The sequence below is a fragment of the Ruegeria sp. BC8 genome, assembly GCF_056535705.1.
On the sequence record NZ_JBQFIV010000001.1, the window covers coordinates 2,020,721 to 2,036,435 of the forward strand.

Genomic DNA, 15,715 nt, shown 5'->3' on the forward strand with positions numbered 1-15,715 from the left:
GGCCCGGCCGCCAACTCGCCACAAGGCTCAGCGACCAGACATGTTTCTATCCGTCTTCGATATGTTCAAAGTGGGCGTTGGCCCATCCTCGTCCCACACGATGGGGCCGATGGTGGCGGCTGCGCGGTTCCTCGATCTGATGCGCGCCTCGCCATTCGAATTCGCTGGCTTGCGCGCGTCTCTGCATGGATCTTTGGCCTTCACCGGCGTCGGCCACGCCACGGACCGCGCCACGATCCTGGGGCTGGCTGGGTTTGTCCCCGACAGCTATGACCACGGCCGTGCCGAAGCGGCACTGGCCGAAATTGCCGAAACCGGCACTGTCACACCCGAGGGTCTGCCGACCCTGCGGTTCGACCCAAAGGCCGATCTGATCTTCGACTACGACAACACCCTACCCGGCCATGCCAACGGCATGATCCTGATGGCCACCGACGCGCAGGGCGACGTGATCTTGCGGCAGGTTTATTACTCGGTCGGCGGCGGCTTTGTCCTGACCGAAGAGGAACTGGCCGAAGGCAAGGACACAAATGACGGCCCGCCGGTGCTTTTCCCGTTCAAGACCGCCGCCGAAATGCTGGAAATGGCGCGCAGCAGCGGCAAGACCATCGCCGAAATGAAACGCGCCAACGAGATCGCGCGCGGCTGCGCCGACAGTTTCGCGAAGGGCACCGCTCGACTGTGGGAGGTGATGAACGCCTGTATCGAGCGCGGGCTGAGCACCGACGGCACACTGCCCGGCGGCCTCAAGGTGCGGCGCCGCGCCAAGGCGATACACGATGCGCTGATGGCCGAACGCGGCATGAACCTGAACGCGCCGCACACGATCAACGACTGGATGAGCGTCTATGCGATGGCGGTGAATGAGGAAAACGCCGCCGGCGGTCAGGTCGTCACCGCCCCAACCAATGGCGCGGCGGGCGTACTGCCGGCGGTGCTGCGCTACTACCTCGATCACGTTCCAGGCGCGTCGGAAAGCCATATCGAGGATTTCCTGCTGACCGCCGCCGCCATCGGCGGTCTGGTGAAGTACAACGCGTCGATCTCGGGTGCCGAGGCTGGCTGCCAGGCCGAGGTCGGCAGCGCGGCCGCAATGGCCGCGGCTGGTCTTTGCGCAGTGATGGGCGGCACACCGGAACAAGTGGAAAACGCCGCCGAGATCGCGCTGGAGCATCATCTGGGCATGACCTGCGACCCGGTCGCCGGGCTGGTGCAGGTTCCCTGCATCGAGCGCAACGGGCTGGGCGCGATCAAGGCGGTTTCGGCGGCGTCGCTGGCCCTGCGCGGAGACGGGCAGCATTTCGTGCCGCTGGATGCGGTGATCGAGACCATGCGCCAGACCGGCCATGACATGCACGAAAAGTACAAGGAAACCTCGCTGGGTGGTCTGGCCGTCAACGTGCCAAACTGCTGAGGGAACAAACAGGGAGGGCAGCTCAATGCATGGACATTGCCTGTGCGGCAGAATCGGGTTCGAGGTCGACCCTCCAGTCCTGTCTTGTGTTTCCTGCCATTGTGACAGCTGCCGCCGCCAGTGTGCCGCGCCGATGACCACATATTTTGGGGTGCGCGACGGTCAGTGGCGTTGGACCGGAGAGGAACCGAAGCGGTTCAACTCTTCCCCCGGTGTCGAGCGCAGCTTTTGCCCGCATTGCGGAACGCCGATCTCGTTCCGATCCACTACGATGTCCGACGTTTTGCACCTTTATGTAGCGACACTGGAGAACCCCGAAGCCCTGCGGCCAACGCTGCATGTCGCCTATGAAGAGAAACTGACGTGGCTCGAACTGGGTGACGAGCTGCCCACTTGCATCGGTCCGGACTACACAAAGGTTCAGCCCTTGCCCGAGGACTGACGACGGGCCTTTCCCATTCTGCGGGAAACGTCTAGCGTCGCGCCCATGACACAGGATCGTCCCGTCTTCGGCATCGTTTTGATGCTTGGTTTCTGCGTGCTTGCACCGCTGGGAGATGCCTTGGCCAAGCTGTTGGGAGAAACCACTCCGCTTGGCGTTCTGGTGCTGGTGCGTTTTGCGGTGCAGGCGGCCATCCTGATTCCGCTGGTGGCGCTGACGGGTCGGACCTGGCGAATGCGCGGGCGCGTGCTGCGGCTGACCGTGCTGCGCACTCTGCTGCACATTGTCGGAATCGCAGCGATGTTCAGTGCGCTGCAGTATCTGCCGCTGGCCGATGCCGTCGCCATCGCCTTTGTCATGCCATTCATCATGCTGCTGCTGGGCAAGTATGTGCTGGGTGAAGAAGTCGGGCATCGTCGTCTGATCGCCTGCATTGTCGGCTTTGCTGGCACGTTGCTGGTCATCCAGCCCAGCTTTGCCGAGGTTGGTGCTCCGGCCCTTTTGCCGCTGATCGTGGCTGTCGTCTTTGCCCTGTTCATGCTGGTGACCCGGCAGATTGCCAAAGAAACCGATCCGATTGCCCTGCAGGCCGTGTCCGGGCTGCTGGCCACCGCGGTCCTGGCTCCAGTGCTTGCGATCGGGGCCCTGACAGGTCTTCCGGATCTGGCACTGACCCTGCCGCAAGACAACGCTCATTGGTTGCTGTTGGCCATCGGTGTTCTCGGAACCGTGGCACATCTGCTGATGACATGGGCGCTGCGGTTCGCGCCTTCAGCAACGCTGGCGCCGATGCAGTATCTGGAGATTCCGGTGGCGACGCTGATCGGCTGGCTCATCTTTCACGATCTGCCAAACGGCCCGGCGGCCCTGGGGATCGCCATCACGATCGCGGCCGGGCTTTATGTCATCCTGCGCGAGCGGGCCAGCGCCCGGTCTGCGCCGACGCAAACGCCCGCATGACAGCATCAAGAGCGTCGCGCGGCACCATGACCAGCAACCCGGGTCCGTCGACCTCGAGGGTAACCTGAGCCAGCGCACGGTTCGATGTTCCGACTCGCCCGTCCGGCTCAAGCACCAGTCCGTCGATCGGCCATTCCAACCCCGAACTGCGTCCGGTTACACGCTGAAATGGAAACAATGACACTGTGTCGCCCGGCGTGAGCGACAGTGATATGCTGGGCGGGGCGTGAAAGACCGCTTCGCGTGCGCCCAGCAGGACGCACGGCCTGTCTTGGTGGCAAACCAGCGTATTGAGCACCGCCAGCTGGTGGTCCAGCCGACCTCCGAGAAACCCGACGCCCAAGACCAGCGGCGCGCGAATATTGCGTAGGGCCTTGTCGAAATCAGTGCTGTCCTGTTCCCGGATCGGAAACAAACGGTCCTCTGGTATCCGTGCAAGATAGGCGCGTTCCAACGAATCGAAGTCGCCGATCACCGCATCCGGAACGCGCCCCGAATCGATCAATGCGGCGGCCCCGCCATCCGCAGCTACAGCGCCATTGACGCGATTCAGCGCCAGATTCAGGTCATCGGGGCCGATTTCCCCTCCGCCGAACAGGGCAATTGGTCTTTTGGAATGAACAATTTCGCCGTTTTTTCCAAGATTGACCATTTTTCCCGCTTTTGGACACATTGAGACCACAAAATGATAGGTTCTTTAGAACAGGTTCGAGCTGACAGACGCGCCCAGCGTCGCGCGGGTTGGCTCTGTGTAGTTTGTAGAGGACGTGCGTCTGATGGTACAGAACAACAAGGTATTGACCGTTTCCTACGGAACCTTCTCATGCACTTTGGAAGGCTTTGACGATTCCTTTGAGACGATGAAGGCGATTGCCGAATACTTCCGCGATCTTGCTGCGGATGACAGGTATTTCGGCTCCGAGCCTCCGCAACCAGACGCAGAAATGTTGACCCGTATCGCTCAGCGTGACGCTTCGCGCCGTGTGGAAGCCAAGCAGAACGACACCGGACTGCTGCTGCGCGCCACGGATGAAGCCCATGATGCGGCCCCGCAACAACCCGCACCCGCAGCCAGCACACCGGCGCCCGCCAGCCCTGACCTGAGCGTGGTCGACACAGCACCGGCGGCTGGTGCTGCCGCATTCTTTGCCGATGCCGAGCCAGTCGAATCCGCAGCCCCCCAAGGCGCCGACAGCATCGCCGCCAAGCTGCAGCGCATCCGCGCGGTCGTCTCGCATAATGACCAGACGCCCCCCGCCTACAGCGAAGACGAAGACAGCGGTTTTCTAGCCTCGCCCGAGCCCCAGATTGACGCCATCTCGGCCGCATTCGAAGCCGGAGCGCTCAGCCCCGAAGATCTGGGTGCAACTGAAGAGGTGATGCAGGAAGATGCTCCGGTAGAAGCCACACAACAGCCCACGGACCCGTTTGTCGACCTGGCCGAGGAAGAACCTCAGGCCGCGGTCGAATTCGAAGCGGAAGAAGAATTCTCGGCAGCATCGGAAGTCGAAGCGGAGGCTGATGAAGGCGCCGAGGATGCTCCGGAAGTTGAAGCTGATCTGGAAGAGGCTGAGGAAGCCGCGGCGGAAGAAACGTCCGAAGACGACCAGGCCGCCAGTGATGAAGAAGCCTCGTCCGAGATTCTCTTTGCTGATCTTGAAGAGGACACCGACTCGGAGCCCGAGGCTGACGACATCCTCAACATTCTGGGTGATCAGCCCGAAGATGCCGATGAGGAAGTCTCTGAACTCGCGGAAGACGGCGTCCTGACTGCCGAAGACGAAGAGAGCATCCTGGGTGAGATCTCGGAAATAGAGGCGGAAATGGATGCGCGCTCGAAACGCGACGCAAACAAGCCTCAGGACGTGGACTCGGACGTGTTGCGCCTGATGGAGAAGGCCGACGCCCAAATGGACGACCCGGCCACTTCGGACAAGCGGGAAACTTATTCCCACCTGCGCACAGCTGTAGCAGCCACCGAAGCTGAAGGCGGCAAGGCCCGCGATGCGGATGAGGACGAAAACCAGAAATATCGTGGAGACCTGGCCTCGGTCGTCAGCCCCCGTCGTCCGGAAATCCATGTCACCAGCATGCGCCCCGAGTCGGATACGGCCGCGCCGCTCAAGCTGGTTGCCGAGCAGCGTATCGATACGCAGGACGCGGACGCCGGTCCGGTCACCCCGCGCCGCGTGACTGCAGCACAAGACGACGACGCATCCGAAGAAGGCGGCTTTGCCCATTTCGCTCAGGAGCAGGGCGCACAATCCCTGCCCGACCTGCTGGAGGCGGCGGCGGCCTACCTGTCTTTCATCGAAGGTCAGGAGCAGTTCTCGCGTCCACAGCTGATGAACAAGGTGCGGTCACTCAAGCAGGATGAGTTCAACCGCGAAGAAAGCTTGCGTTCGTTCGGCCAGCTTCTGCGCGATGGAAAGATCGAAAAAGCCGGCGGAGGGCGCTTTGCCGCCTCGAACCAGATCGGCTTCCGCCCCGACGACAAGCGCGCCGCGGGCTGACAAGACCCCCCAACTGCCCAAGACAGGCCGGAGATCCTCTCCGGCCTTTTTTTGCATTTTGCGTGAAAGCTCAGAACTTGAACGCCAACGCCACGTACGGGCCGGTCAGTATAAGATCGACAACGTTGCGGCCGTCCTCAAAATCAACGCTCAGATGACGGTAGCCGGCTGCAACATCGATGGTCTCGGTCCAACTCCAATTGGCTTGAACGAGGGCCTCCCACTGGAATTTCGACCCATAGCCAAAACCACCGATGTTGCCCATGGCCGCAAGTTTCCACCGCTCATTCAGCGCACGAGAGTATCGCGCCCCGATGATTGGATCTGTCCAGCTTTGGTCAGTGCTTGCCGTGAAACCGGCCACGGTTGTCGACAGATCAAGATCCCAATGGCGCAGCCCGCCCAGCACCTCAATTCGGGACTGGCTGTCCTCTGCCACCGCGTAGCTGCCCGCGAGCGAGGTCATTATCCCGTCCAGCTCCCAGCTCGCGGCGTTGCTGAATGGTCCGATGGAAACGGTGTCGCCCAAATTCAGATAGTTGAACTCGCCTCCGATCGACCAACGCCCTTTCCGGGCCTCGCCCGCGATCAGGAATGCGCTGTTTAGAATGTCGAAGATGGATTTGCTGCCATCAACCGGAGGGTTCGGCCCAATGTCCAGAGAGGTTCTGAAATCCGGCCCCCAGAGGTAAGGGGCAATGACGAATTCCCAATCATCAGCCCAAACGGCACCCGAACTCAAGGTTGAGAGGCTGGTCAATGTGACCAAAACAGCATTTTTCATCAAGGATCCACCTGCCGACTTGTGCTTACCGAAACTGTTTTTCGGACAAGCCTGTCACGTCGGCAGGTTTCTTACAACGGTATGGTCTACTGCTGATCTTGATCCGGGTCTTCTTTGCCAACACCACGAAACACAAATTTAAATGGCAGCGCCCACAGAACACCCAAAACCACATAGACCAGCAGTTCGACCAGGATTGATGGTCGGTCCAGCCAGTTCACGATGGTGACCACCGCCACAATATACAGCGGCAGCCCCACCAGCAACAGAACCAGTGACCACCGTTTGCGGGCCTTGTAGCTGAGGCCGGGTTTGTCCGCGCCTGCCATCAGTCGGCAAACGGGTCGGTCACAAGGATGGTGTCGTCCCGCTCCGGGCTGGTAGACAGCAGCGCCACCGGGCATTCGATCAGTTCTTCCACCCGGCGGACATATTTGATGGCGTTTGCCGGCAAGTCTGCCCAGCTGCGCGCGCCCTCGGTGGACTCGCTCCAGCCCGGCATTTCTTCATAGATCGGTGTGCACCGCGCCTGCTGATCCGCAGCCGTGGGCAAATAGTCCAAACGCTTGCCGTCCAGTTCGTAAGCGACACAGATTTTCAGTGTCTCGAACCCGTCCAGAACATCGAGCTTGGTCAGAGAGATTCCGTTGACGCCACTTGTGGCGCAGGTTTGTCGCACGAGGCAGGCGTCAAACCAGCCGCAGCGCCGCTTGCGGCCTGTCGTGGTGCCGAATTCATGTCCGCGCTCTCCTAGTCGCTGCCCGTCGGCGTCGTGCAGTTCGGTCGGGAACGGGCCTTCGCCAACACGAGTAGTGTAGGCCTTCACGATACCCAGAACGAAGTCGATCGACCCCGGACCGATCCCCACGCCCGTCGCCGCCTGCCCTGCAATCACGTTCGACGAGGTCACAAACGGATACGTGCCGAAATCGATATCCAGCAATGCACCCTGAGCGCCTTCGAACAGGATGCGCTTGCCCGCTTTGCGCTTTTCATTCAGCACTTTCCAGACGGGGGCCGCAAAAGGCAGGATCTGCGGCGCGATTTCCTTCAATTGGGCGATCAGTGCGTCACGATCCACGGCGTCGATACCCAAACCCTTGCGCAGCGGGTCGTGGTGTTGCAACGCCCTATCGACCCGGGCCTCGAGAGTCGCCTCATCCGCAAGATCGGCCACACGCACCGAGCGGCGACCAACCTTGTCTTCATAGGCCGGGCCGATCCCGCGCCCGGTCGTGCCAATCTTGGTGCCCTTGCTCGCTGCTTCCTCGCGCGCGCGGTCCAGCTCGCCGTGGATCGGCAGGATCAAGGGTGTGTTTTCCGCAATCATCAGCGTTTCAGGTGTGATCTCGACGCCTTGCGCGCGGATCGTTTCGATCTCTTTCAGCAGATGCCAGGGATCCAGGACAACCCCGTTGCCGATGACGCTCAGCTTGCCACCACGCACCACACCAGACGGCAGTGCATGCAGCTTGTAGACCTTGCCATCGATGACCAGCGTATGCCCGGCGTTGTGCCCGCCCTGAAAACGCGCGATCACGTCTGCCCGCTCGCTGAGCCAGTCGACGATCTTGCCTTTTCCTTCGTCACCCCATTGGGCGCCGACAACAACCACATTGGCCATATCCGGTCCTTTTTGCGCTGAATTACCAAACCCGGCCCATATAGCGGGGTGCAGGCAACAGGGAAACCGGTAATTCGCCGCAGCCACCAATCGCGCCGACGCGCAATGCTGTTGTCGGGGATCATGGCCACCGGATGGAGTCCGCGCCGTTGTTCATCTGACCCAGAAGATACCGGGATAACCCCCGGAACGGGCAGCAACTGCCAAGTCACCCGGGGTTAAAGGCGTACCGGCATTCCGTGAGGCGTCTTCAGATACGCCTCCTCCCAAGCTGCGCGCATTTCGTGGATTTCTTCGGGCAATGCCGTTTCCTGCTCGGCCAAAACGGACTCGAGCGTTTCGAGCCATGCCATGAAATAATCGTCGCCCCCGTCCAGCTCGCGGTTCAGCCCGTGGCGCCGCAAAGTCTCGGAGAACCGAGCGGCCCAATCGCTCCAGGAAATCCGGCCGGCCTCATTCAACGCCACCGTCACCGCAAACAACTGAGCGTGCCAGGGGCTCTCAAAAACCGGACTTGGGGCGTTGTGATCGGGACAGATGCTCATGCGGGTTCCAGATAGCTTTGCCAGAGATCCAGAATCACCTCGTCGTCCGGGTGTTCGGGATTGGCCCACAGTTCCGACGCGGGAAAAGCAACGGCATAAAGCGGCTCGGGCGCTTCACCCAGACCATGCGCGCTGGAGTCCGGCAAGACATGTGAGCCGTGAAACCGCAAAATGCGTCCGGTCGCGCCCGCTCCGTATGCGGGCAGCCGCGTGTGCCCCCCTTCAACAAGACGATTGGCCGAAGGGCGCAGCGTGCGAACGGTCTGGCCGACCTCAAAAGCGGCAGGGATGTTCGACGGGCGATCGGCCGGTCCACCTTTGGCCAGAACTCTGGCCACCGCATCTGCCGGCAGTTTTCGCGGAGCAAGCGGATGTGGCTCGTCAACGCCCTGCCCGCGCAGATCCTCGATCCGCAAAACCCCGGTCTCGATCAACAGGTTGGCCAGGGCCGAAATCCATTTCTCGTAATAGCTAAACCGGGCATAGTCCTTGGGGGACAGCCTTTCCCGCGCATGGCGCGACGTGTCGATGTTCCATTGGCCCAACGCGCCCGCAGCCAGCGTCACGGCAAGGGCCCGCGCGTGCCAGCCTTCGGCAAAAACCGGCGCGTCCTCAGGCTCGGGGCGTACCGGCCCGTCACCGAACCGCCCGCCCATGTCGTGGACACGGGTCATGCCGACACCTTCGGCAAACCCGTGCCGATCATGCTGTCGCGCGTGACCAGCGCGGCCAAGTCCTCTTCGCTCAAACCGTCAGTGCCTTCTGGGCGCATGGGCAAGACCAGATACCGTATTTCGGCAGTCGAATCCCAGACACGAACCGTGGTACCTTCGGGCAGTTCAACTCCGAACTCAGCCAGGACGCGGCGCGGCTCGCGCACGGCTCGGGCGCGGTAAGCGTCAGATTTGTACCAGCCCGGGGGGATACCCAACAGCGGCCATGGGTAACAGCTGCACAAGGTGCAGACGACCATGTTGTGCGTCCGGGGAGTATTCTCGACCACGACCATATGCTCGCCCTGCCGGCCATAAAACCCCATCTCAGAGAGCACAGGCGTGGCGTCGTCCAGCAGGGCGCGTTTGAAGTCCGGGTCAGACCAAGCTTTGGCGACAACCTTCGCACCGTTCTGCGGACCGATCCGGTTCTGATAGGTGTCGATGATCTCGTCCAGAGCGGCCGGATCGATCAAACCCTTGCGGGTCAGGATTGTCTCAAGCGCTTTGACGCGCAAAGCGGGGTCCGGGGGCAGCAACGCGTGCGGGTGGTCGTGGTCGTCATGTGGCATGGCCGCAGCCTGAGCCAGGCACCGCCGGGTGTCCAGCCCCATTTGGCCTGTTCGGCACAATCCCCTGCGGTGATGGCAACTCGTGGCTTGCCCCCGGCCTCAAACTTGCTTAAGTACCCGGCGATACACGCCACGCCGCACAGGAACACCATGGAAAACGTCGTTCTCATCATCCACCTTCTTTTGGCTTTGGGCCTGATCGCCGTTGTTCTGCTGCAGCGGTCCGAAGGCGGTGGCCTGGGCATGGGTGGCGGCGGTGGTGGCGCCATTGCAGGACGTTCGGCAACGACGGCACTGGCAAAGGTGACCTGGATCCTTGCAGCCTGCTTCATCGTCACCTCGATCACCCTGACGATTCTTGCCGCGGAAAAATCGGCTGGAAGCTCGGTCATCGACCGACTTGGCGTTCCGGCTCAGGACGCGACCGAAGAGAGCACACCTGCTGTTCCCTCGGCCGAGGACCTGCTGCCGCCGGCGCAGGGCGACAACGCGCCGCTGATCCCACAGGCCGACTGATCCACAAAACCTAGAAATCTGAAAGAGAACCACAACAGCATCTTGCGGTTCTCTTGCGCTTTTTGCGCGAATCCTTTATACGTGAAGTCCCGTGATGCTGCGGTTTTTTCGAACCGCCGGGCAGTTGATGTTTACGTCTCACGGGGGCAGCCGAAGAAACATGGCGCGATTTATTTTCATCACTGGTGGTGTTGTTTCATCCTTGGGCAAAGGGCTGGCGTCCGCTGCTCTGGGTTCGCTTCTGCAGGCTCGGGGATACTCGGTTCGGCTGCGCAAGCTGGATCCCTACCTGAATGTCGATCCTGGCACGATGTCGCCGTTCGAACACGGTGAAGTCTTCGTCACCGACGACGGGGCCGAGACCGATCTGGACCTAGGACACTACGAACGCTTCACGGGTGTTGCCGCACGAAAGACCGACTCGGTCAGTTCAGGGCGGATCTATTCGAACGTTCTGGAAAAGGAACGCCGCGGCGACTATCTGGGCAAGACCATTCAGGTGATCCCGCACGTAACCAACGAGATCAAGGACTTCATCGCCATCGGCGAGGATGAGGTCGATTTCATGCTGTGCGAGATCGGCGGCACCGTGGGCGACATCGAAGGCCTGCCCTTCTTTGAAGCCATCCGTCAGTTCAGTCAGGACAAACCGCGCGGCCAGTGCATTTTCATGCACCTGACCCTGTTGCCTTACATCAAGGCCTCTGGCGAGCTGAAGACCAAGCCCACCCAGCACTCGGTCAAGGAACTGCGCTCAATCGGCCTGGCGCCCGACATTCTGGTCTGCCGTTCCGAAGGACCGATCCCGCAGAAAGAGCGCGAAAAGCTGGCCCTGTTCTGCAACGTGCGCCCCGACGCGGTGATCGCCGCGCAGGATCTCTCGACCATTTACGACGCGCCGCTGGCCTATCACCGCGAAGGTCTCGATCAGGCCGTGCTCGACGCATTCCAGATCAGCCCGGCGCCCAAGCCCGACCTGTCGAAGTGGGAAGACGTCAGCGACCGCATCCACAACGCCGAGGGCGAAGTGAAGGTCGCGATCGTCGGAAAGTACACCCAGCTGGAAGACGCCTATAAGTCCATCGCCGAGGCGCTGACCCATGGCGGCATGGCCAATCGCGTCCGGGTCAAGGTTGAGTGGGTCGATGCCGAGATCTTTGACACCGAAGACCCCGGCCCGCATCTGGAAGGGTTCCACGCCATTCTGGTGCCCGGCGGCTTTGGCGAGCGCGGCACCGAAGGCAAGATCAAGGCTGCGCAATATGCCCGCGAACACAAGGTGCCGTATCTGGGCATCTGTCTGGGCATGCAGATGGCAGTGATCGAGGCCGCGCGCAACGTGGCCGGCATTTCCGGCGCGGGGTCCGAGGAATTCGACCACGAGGCCGGCAAAAAACGCTTTGAACCGGTGGTCTATCACCTCAAGGAATGGGTTCAGGGCAACGCCAAGATCGAACGCAAGGTTGGTGACGATAAGGGCGGCACCATGCGTCTGGGTGCCTACAACGCGGTTCTGACCGAAGGCTCGAAAGTGGCCGAGGTCTATGGCAGCACCCAGATCGAAGAACGACACCGCCACCGCTATGAGGTGGACACCAAGTATCGCGAACAGCTTGAGAAAGCGGGTTTGAACTTCTCGGGGATGTCACCCGACGGACGCCTGCCCGAGATCGTCGAATGGTCGGATCACCCGTGGTTCATCGGCGTGCAGTACCACCCGGAACTGAAATCCAAACCTTTCGATCCGCACCCGTTGTTCCGCGACTTCGTTCGCGCGGCCAAGGACACGTCGCGTCTGGTCTGAAGCGGACTGTACGGCTTGGTCTTGCTTTGCAAAGCGTTCCGGTTCAGTTTGAGCCGGAACGGACAAAAGGAGCCGACCGCGTGAGCAAAGGATACTGGGTGGCCCATGTCGATGTAGACGACATGGAGACCTACAAGACCTACATCGCTGCCAATGGCGAGGCGTTTGCCGAATACGGTGCCCGTTTTCTGGTACGCGGTGGAGATCGGCAGGTGCGGGAAGGCGCAGCGCGGGCGCGAACCGTCGTTATCGAATTTCCCAGCTACGAGGCCGCCCTGGCCTGCTATGAAAGCGACCTGTACCAAAAGGCTAAAGCCTTGCGCGATCCAGTTTCATCCGGTGATCTGGTGATCATCGAAGGGTATGACGCCTAGCACGGACACGGTGACAGAAATACGGATTCCCCAATGCCACTGCTAAAGAACTTCCTGCAGGCTTTGCGCCCTCCTCAGCAGACCACGCTGCCGGACCCTGATGCGGAACTGGCGCTTGGCGCTTTGCTGGTGCGTGTTGCGCAGGCCGACCGCGACTACAAGATCGAGGAAATCAGCCTGATCGACCGCATCCTGGCACGGCTGTACCAGCACAACGCGATCGAGGCCGCCAAGGTCCGCGCCACCTGCGAGAAGCTGCACGCCGCAGCCCCCGACACGGATACGTTCGGCAAACTGATCCGCGAAACGACGGATTTGCACGAACGTCTGGCCGCGATGGAGGCCCTTTGGGAGGTTGTGCTGGCCGACGGCAATTCGGACGAGGGCGAGATCAAGATCGTCGAAGAAGCGCGTATCGCAATGGGCCTCAGCTACAATGACAGCCAGGCCGCGCGCGAACGGGTGCAAAGCCGCTTGGACGCGGGCTGAGTGACGGCTATATCTAGGCCATGTTCAACGCCTTCCTGTCCCGGCTGACCCAGCCGCAACCCGACCCACTGACCGATGACGACGCCCGGCTGGCCTTGGCCGCTCTGCTGGTTCGCCTTGCCCGGTCCGATGATGACTATGCCGATACCGAGATGTCGCGCATCGACAAGGTTCTGGCCGAGCGCTACGGCCTGTCCCCGTTCGAGGCCGCAGGGCTGCGCGCCCAGGCCGAAGATCTGGAGGCCGAGGCCCCTGATACCGTCCGCTTTACCCGTGCGATCAAGGATGCGGTGCCGTACGACCATCGCCTCGGCGTGGTTCAGGCGCTGTGGTCGGTGGCGCTGGCTGACGGTCAGCGCTCGCAGGACGAGGACTCGCTGCTGCGGCTGGTCGTCAGCCTCCTGGGCGTCAGCGACGTGGATTCAGCTCTAGCCCGGCAGAAGGCCGCCAAATCGTGACGGCGATGCTGGGCATGTACGACATGCCCGCTTTGCAACCGGCCAACGATCGCTTTTGGAGTTTGATTCGCGCACATTTGGGCGAAGGTCCGAACCATCTGACCCGTGATCGCGATTTCTGGGAGATCTGGCAGGACCCTGACCTTGTCTTTGCCCAGACCTGCGGCATGCCTTATCGCACGCGCCTGCACGGCAAGGTGCATCTGGTCGGCACTCCAGATTATGACCTGCCGGGCTGTCCGCGGGGACACTACTGCTCGGTTTTCGTGGCCCGCGCTGAAGACGTGCGCGATCTGCCTGAACTGGCGGCCGGTTTTTTTGCTTTTAACGAGGCGCTATCCCAATCGGGTTGGGCCGCCCCGGTCACGCATCTGTCCGAACTGGGCCTTGCTCCGGCGCGCCTGCTGGAAACCGGTGGACACGCTTTGTCGGCGCAGGCCGTGGCCGATGGACATGCCGATTTCGCATCGCTGGACGCGCTGACATGGGTGCTGCTGCAAGAGCATACCGATCTGGGCAAGCGCCTGCGCCCGGTGGAAAGCACGCGCCCCACCCCGGCGTTGCCCTACATCACCGCGATCACGCGCGATCCGGTCCCGGTCGCCACCGCGGTTCGCGCCGCGATTTCAGACCTTTCCCCGGCTGATCGGGCAGCGCTGCACATCCGCGGGTTGATCGACGTTGCAGCCGATCTCTACCTGGCCGTTCCCAACCCGCCATCGCCTGCGGCTTTGCTGCCTGAAAGCTGACCAATTTGACCACTGACCGTGGCCGAATCGGAGGTTTCGGGACTTGAACTTGTCATTTGCGCATTGCATTGCTCTTGTTTTTCGGCCCTAGTACCGCACCAACGCAATCAACAACACCAGGACGACCCGTGACAGACAGCACTCCCGTCATCGAGATCAAGAACCTGCACAAAAGCTTTGGCAATCTCGAAGTCCTCAAAGGAGTGGACATCACCGCCCATCGCGGCGACGTGGTGTCGCTGATCGGATCATCCGGGTCGGGCAAGTCCACCCTGCTGCGCTGTTGCAACCTGCTGGAAGACAGCCAGGAGGGCGAGATCCTGTTCAAAGGTGAGCCGGTGCGTTGGACCGGAACCCGCGATCACCGCCGCCCCGCCGATCCCAAACAGGTGCTGCGCATCCGTACCAACCTGTCGATGGTGTTCCAGCAGTTCAACCTTTGGGCCCACATGACCATCTTGCAGAACGTGATGGAAGCCCCGATCACCGTGCTGGGCCGTGACCGGCACGAGGTCGAGGACAGCGCCCGCAAATACCTGGACAAAGTTGGCATCGGCGACAAATGCGACGCCTATCCCGCGCAACTGTCGGGCGGCCAGCAACAGCGCGCCGCGATCGCGCGAGGCCTGTGCATGGAGCCCGAGGCGCTGCTGTTCGACGAGCCGACCTCGGCACTCGATCCCGAGCTGGAACAGGAAGTGATCAAGGTGATCAAGGATCTGGCCGCGGAAGGCCGCACCATGATCATCGTCACGCACGACATGCAGATGGCCGCCGACATCTCAAGCCACGTGGTGTTTCTGCACCAGGGCCTGATTGAAGAAGAAGGCTCGCCCGAAGATATTTTCACTGCTGCCGAATCCGAAAGGCTTCGGGGCTTTCTCTCCGCCACAAAGGCGGCATAAAATCAGGACAGAACCAAACAGGGGAGTTACCAATGAAAAACCTGATTCTGACCACTGCAGCGCTGGCGCTTGGCGCTGGTATGGCCATGGCCGACACGGTCCGCATGGGCACCGAGGGCGCCTATCCTCCGTACAACTTCATCAACGACGCCGGCGAGATCGACGGCTTCGAGCGTGAGGTCGGCGACGAGCTGTGCAAACGCGCCCAGCTGGAATGCGAATGGGTCAAGAACGACTGGGATTCGATCATTCCGAACCTGGTCTCGGGCAACTACGACACCATCATCGCGGGCATGTCGATCACGGCCGAGCGTGATGAGGTCATCGACTTCACCCAGGACTACTATCCGCCGACCGCTTCGGCCTATGTCGCAACCTCGGCGGATGCTGACGTGACCGGCGGCGTGGTCGCCGCACAGACCGCTACCATCCAGGCCGGCCACGTGGCCGAGTCGGGCGCAACTCTGGTTGAGTTCGCGACGCCCGAGGAAACCATCGCCGCCGTGCGCAACGGTGAGGCTGATGCCGTTCTGGCCGACCGCGACTACCTGGTGCCGCTGGTCGAGGAATCGAATGGCGAACTGGTCTTTGTCGGCGATCCGGTTCCGCTGGGCGGTGGCGTCGGCATGGGCCTGCGCGAAAGCGATGCCGAACTGCGCGGCAAGTTCGATGCCGCCATCACCTCGATGAAAGAGGACGGCACCCTGAACGAGATGCTGAAAAAGTGGTTTGGTGAAGACACCGCCACCTACGCACCTGACGGCTCGGTCGTCACCAACTAAGCATCCGGTCCTGCGGTTCGGCGCCACGCGCGCCGAACCCACCCCGGCCCGCGCCGGACCCGACGTTCGAA

19 protein-coding genes are annotated in these 15,715 nt (G+C 61.6%); 12 read left to right on the forward strand and 7 right to left on the reverse strand.

The annotated features are described in order from the left end of the window. Nucleotides 1-40: 40 nt before the first annotated feature. The 3 genes from ACR3EK_RS10230 to ACR3EK_RS10240 are packed head-to-tail and all read left to right on the forward strand — an operon-like array spanning nt 41 to nt 2,816. Entirely contained in the window at nt 41-1,414 is a 1,374-nt protein-coding gene (locus ACR3EK_RS10230) for an L-serine ammonia-lyase (RefSeq protein WP_480633314.1), read from the forward strand. A gap of 25 nt (nt 1,415-1,439) precedes the next feature. After that, a complete protein-coding gene (locus ACR3EK_RS10235; RefSeq protein WP_170443217.1) occupies nt 1,440-1,856 on the forward strand; it encodes a GFA family protein in 417 nt (138 codons plus the stop codon). A gap of 45 nt (nt 1,857-1,901) precedes the next feature. After that, nucleotides 1,902-2,816, forward strand: coding sequence for a DMT family transporter (locus ACR3EK_RS10240; protein ID WP_170402210.1), 915 nt, complete (start codon nt 1,902-1,904; stop codon nt 2,814-2,816). Here the strand turns inward: ACR3EK_RS10240 and ACR3EK_RS10245 are convergent. Continuing rightward, the gene (locus ACR3EK_RS10245; protein WP_480633315.1) at nt 2,761-3,468 is read right to left on the reverse strand and encodes a thiamine diphosphokinase; all 708 of its coding nucleotides are present in this window, start codon (nt 3,466-3,468) and stop codon (nt 2,761-2,763) included. The two genes, ACR3EK_RS10240 and ACR3EK_RS10245, sit on opposite strands and share 56 nt — an antisense overlap. 124 nt (nt 3,469-3,592) lie before the next feature. Here ACR3EK_RS10245 and ACR3EK_RS10250 point away from each other — a divergent pair, with 124 nt between their 5' ends. Then, nucleotides 3,593-5,329, forward strand: a complete 1,737-nt coding sequence (locus ACR3EK_RS10250) for a hypothetical protein (RefSeq protein ID WP_170402204.1) — start codon at nt 3,593-3,595, stop codon at nt 5,327-5,329. Nucleotides 5,330-5,399: 70 nt separating this feature from the next. On the opposite strand, the gene ACR3EK_RS10255 is transcribed toward ACR3EK_RS10250, so the two are convergent. The 6 genes from ACR3EK_RS10255 to nthA form a co-directional block, all read right to left on the reverse strand. Then, the gene (locus tag ACR3EK_RS10255; RefSeq protein WP_170358536.1) at nt 5,400-6,113 is read right to left on the reverse strand and encodes a porin family protein; all 714 of its coding nucleotides are present in this window, start codon (nt 6,111-6,113) and stop codon (nt 5,400-5,402) included. Nucleotides 6,114-6,199: 86 nt separating this feature from the next. Continuing rightward, nucleotides 6,200-6,442 carry a DUF2842 domain-containing protein gene (locus ACR3EK_RS10260; protein WP_480633316.1) on the reverse strand — a complete coding sequence of 81 codons (243 nt, stop codon included), beginning with the start codon at nt 6,440-6,442 and terminating at the stop codon, nt 6,200-6,202. Continuing rightward, a complete protein-coding gene (locus tag ACR3EK_RS10265; RefSeq protein WP_480633317.1) occupies nt 6,442-7,737 on the reverse strand; it encodes an adenylosuccinate synthase in 1,296 nt (431 codons plus the stop codon). Before ACR3EK_RS10265 ends, ACR3EK_RS10260 begins: the two co-directional genes overlap by 1 nt. 218 nt (nt 7,738-7,955) lie before the next feature. Next, entirely contained in the window at nt 7,956-8,282 is a 327-nt protein-coding gene (locus ACR3EK_RS10270) for a nitrile hydratase accessory protein (protein ID WP_170599382.1), read from the reverse strand. Beyond that, complete coding sequence (nthB, locus tag ACR3EK_RS10275; RefSeq protein WP_480633318.1) at nt 8,279-8,956, reverse strand: nitrile hydratase subunit beta; 678 nt, start codon at nt 8,954-8,956, stop codon at nt 8,279-8,281. Before nthB ends, ACR3EK_RS10270 begins: the two co-directional genes overlap by 4 nt. Then, entirely contained in the window at nt 8,953-9,567 is a 615-nt protein-coding gene (gene nthA / locus ACR3EK_RS10280; protein ID WP_480633319.1) for a nitrile hydratase subunit alpha, read from the reverse strand. The genes nthB and nthA overlap by 4 nt, the downstream gene beginning before the upstream one ends. A 150-nt stretch (nt 9,568-9,717) precedes the next feature. Here nthA and secG point away from each other — a divergent pair, with 150 nt between their 5' ends. From secG to ACR3EK_RS10320, 8 genes are all read left to right on the forward strand, one after another. After that, nucleotides 9,718-10,083, forward strand: a complete 366-nt coding sequence (gene secG, locus ACR3EK_RS10285; RefSeq protein WP_093962537.1) for a preprotein translocase subunit SecG — start codon at nt 9,718-9,720, stop codon at nt 10,081-10,083. A 160-nt stretch (nt 10,084-10,243) separates the two neighbouring features. Then, the gene (locus tag ACR3EK_RS10290; RefSeq protein ID WP_093963011.1) at nt 10,244-11,887 is read left to right on the forward strand and encodes a CTP synthase; all 1,644 of its coding nucleotides are present in this window, start codon (nt 10,244-10,246) and stop codon (nt 11,885-11,887) included. 80 nt (nt 11,888-11,967) lie between these two features. Then, on the forward strand, nt 11,968-12,261 hold the full coding sequence (locus ACR3EK_RS10295) for a DUF1330 domain-containing protein (RefSeq protein WP_170363112.1): 294 nt from the start codon (nt 11,968-11,970) through the stop codon (nt 12,259-12,261). 39 nt (nt 12,262-12,300) lie between these two features. Then, nucleotides 12,301-12,750, forward strand: a complete 450-nt coding sequence (locus ACR3EK_RS10300) for a tellurite resistance TerB family protein (protein WP_170340012.1) — start codon at nt 12,301-12,303, stop codon at nt 12,748-12,750. Between the two features lie 20 nt (nt 12,751-12,770). Continuing rightward, nucleotides 12,771-13,208 carry a tellurite resistance TerB family protein gene (locus tag ACR3EK_RS10305; RefSeq protein ID WP_093962539.1) on the forward strand — a complete coding sequence of 146 codons (438 nt, stop codon included), beginning with the start codon at nt 12,771-12,773 and terminating at the stop codon, nt 13,206-13,208. 5 nt (nt 13,209-13,213) lie between these two features. Then, the gene (locus tag ACR3EK_RS10310) at nt 13,214-13,957 is read left to right on the forward strand and encodes a phosphate/phosphite/phosphonate ABC transporter substrate-binding protein (protein WP_480634017.1); all 744 of its coding nucleotides are present in this window, start codon (nt 13,214-13,216) and stop codon (nt 13,955-13,957) included. Nucleotides 13,958-14,085: 128 nt separating this feature from the next. Beyond that, on the forward strand, nt 14,086-14,862 hold the full coding sequence (locus ACR3EK_RS10315; protein ID WP_093962540.1) for an ABC transporter ATP-binding protein: 777 nt from the start codon (nt 14,086-14,088) through the stop codon (nt 14,860-14,862). 32 nt (nt 14,863-14,894) lie between these two features. Next, nucleotides 14,895-15,644: a transporter substrate-binding domain-containing protein gene (locus tag ACR3EK_RS10320; RefSeq protein WP_093962541.1), complete on the forward strand. Its 750-nt coding sequence runs from the start codon at nt 14,895-14,897 to the stop codon at nt 15,642-15,644. Nucleotides 15,645-15,715: the final 71 nt, after the last annotated feature.

What these genes read in the sequence shown, in the direction of transcription:
- ACR3EK_RS10230 (WP_480633314.1), top strand. Translation starts at nt 41, where the DNA reads ATGTTTCTATCCGTCTTCGATATGTTCAAAGTGGGCGTTGGCCCATCC.
- ACR3EK_RS10235 (WP_170443217.1), top strand. Translation starts at nt 1,440, where the DNA reads ATGCATGGACATTGCCTGTGCGGCAGAATCGGGTTCGAGGTCGACCCT.
- ACR3EK_RS10240 (WP_170402210.1), top strand. Translation starts at nt 1,902, where the DNA reads ATGACACAGGATCGTCCCGTCTTCGGCATCGTTTTGATGCTTGGTTTC.
- ACR3EK_RS10245 (WP_480633315.1), bottom strand. Translation starts at nt 3,468, where the DNA reads ATGGTCAATCTTGGAAAAAACGGCGAAATTGTTCATTCCAAAAGACCA.
- ACR3EK_RS10250 (WP_170402204.1), top strand. Translation starts at nt 3,593, where the DNA reads ATGGTACAGAACAACAAGGTATTGACCGTTTCCTACGGAACCTTCTCA.
- ACR3EK_RS10255 (WP_170358536.1), bottom strand. Translation starts at nt 6,113, where the DNA reads ATGAAAAATGCTGTTTTGGTCACATTGACCAGCCTCTCAACCTTGAGT.
- ACR3EK_RS10260 (WP_480633316.1), bottom strand. Translation starts at nt 6,442, where the DNA reads ATGGCAGGCGCGGACAAACCCGGCCTCAGCTACAAGGCCCGCAAACGG.
- ACR3EK_RS10265 (WP_480633317.1), bottom strand. Translation starts at nt 7,737, where the DNA reads ATGGCCAATGTGGTTGTTGTCGGCGCCCAATGGGGTGACGAAGGAAAA.
- ACR3EK_RS10270 (WP_170599382.1), bottom strand. Translation starts at nt 8,282, where the DNA reads ATGAGCATCTGTCCCGATCACAACGCCCCAAGTCCGGTTTTTGAGAGC.
- nthB (WP_480633318.1), bottom strand. Translation starts at nt 8,956, where the DNA reads ATGACCCGTGTCCACGACATGGGCGGGCGGTTCGGTGACGGGCCGGTA.
- nthA (WP_480633319.1), bottom strand. Translation starts at nt 9,567, where the DNA reads ATGCCACATGACGACCACGACCACCCGCACGCGTTGCTGCCCCCGGAC.
- secG (WP_093962537.1), top strand. Translation starts at nt 9,718, where the DNA reads ATGGAAAACGTCGTTCTCATCATCCACCTTCTTTTGGCTTTGGGCCTG.
- ACR3EK_RS10290 (WP_093963011.1), top strand. Translation starts at nt 10,244, where the DNA reads ATGGCGCGATTTATTTTCATCACTGGTGGTGTTGTTTCATCCTTGGGC.
- ACR3EK_RS10305 (WP_093962539.1), top strand. Translation starts at nt 12,771, where the DNA reads ATGTTCAACGCCTTCCTGTCCCGGCTGACCCAGCCGCAACCCGACCCA.
- ACR3EK_RS10310 (WP_480634017.1), top strand. Translation starts at nt 13,214, where the DNA reads ATGCTGGGCATGTACGACATGCCCGCTTTGCAACCGGCCAACGATCGC.
- ACR3EK_RS10320 (WP_093962541.1), top strand. Translation starts at nt 14,895, where the DNA reads ATGAAAAACCTGATTCTGACCACTGCAGCGCTGGCGCTTGGCGCTGGT.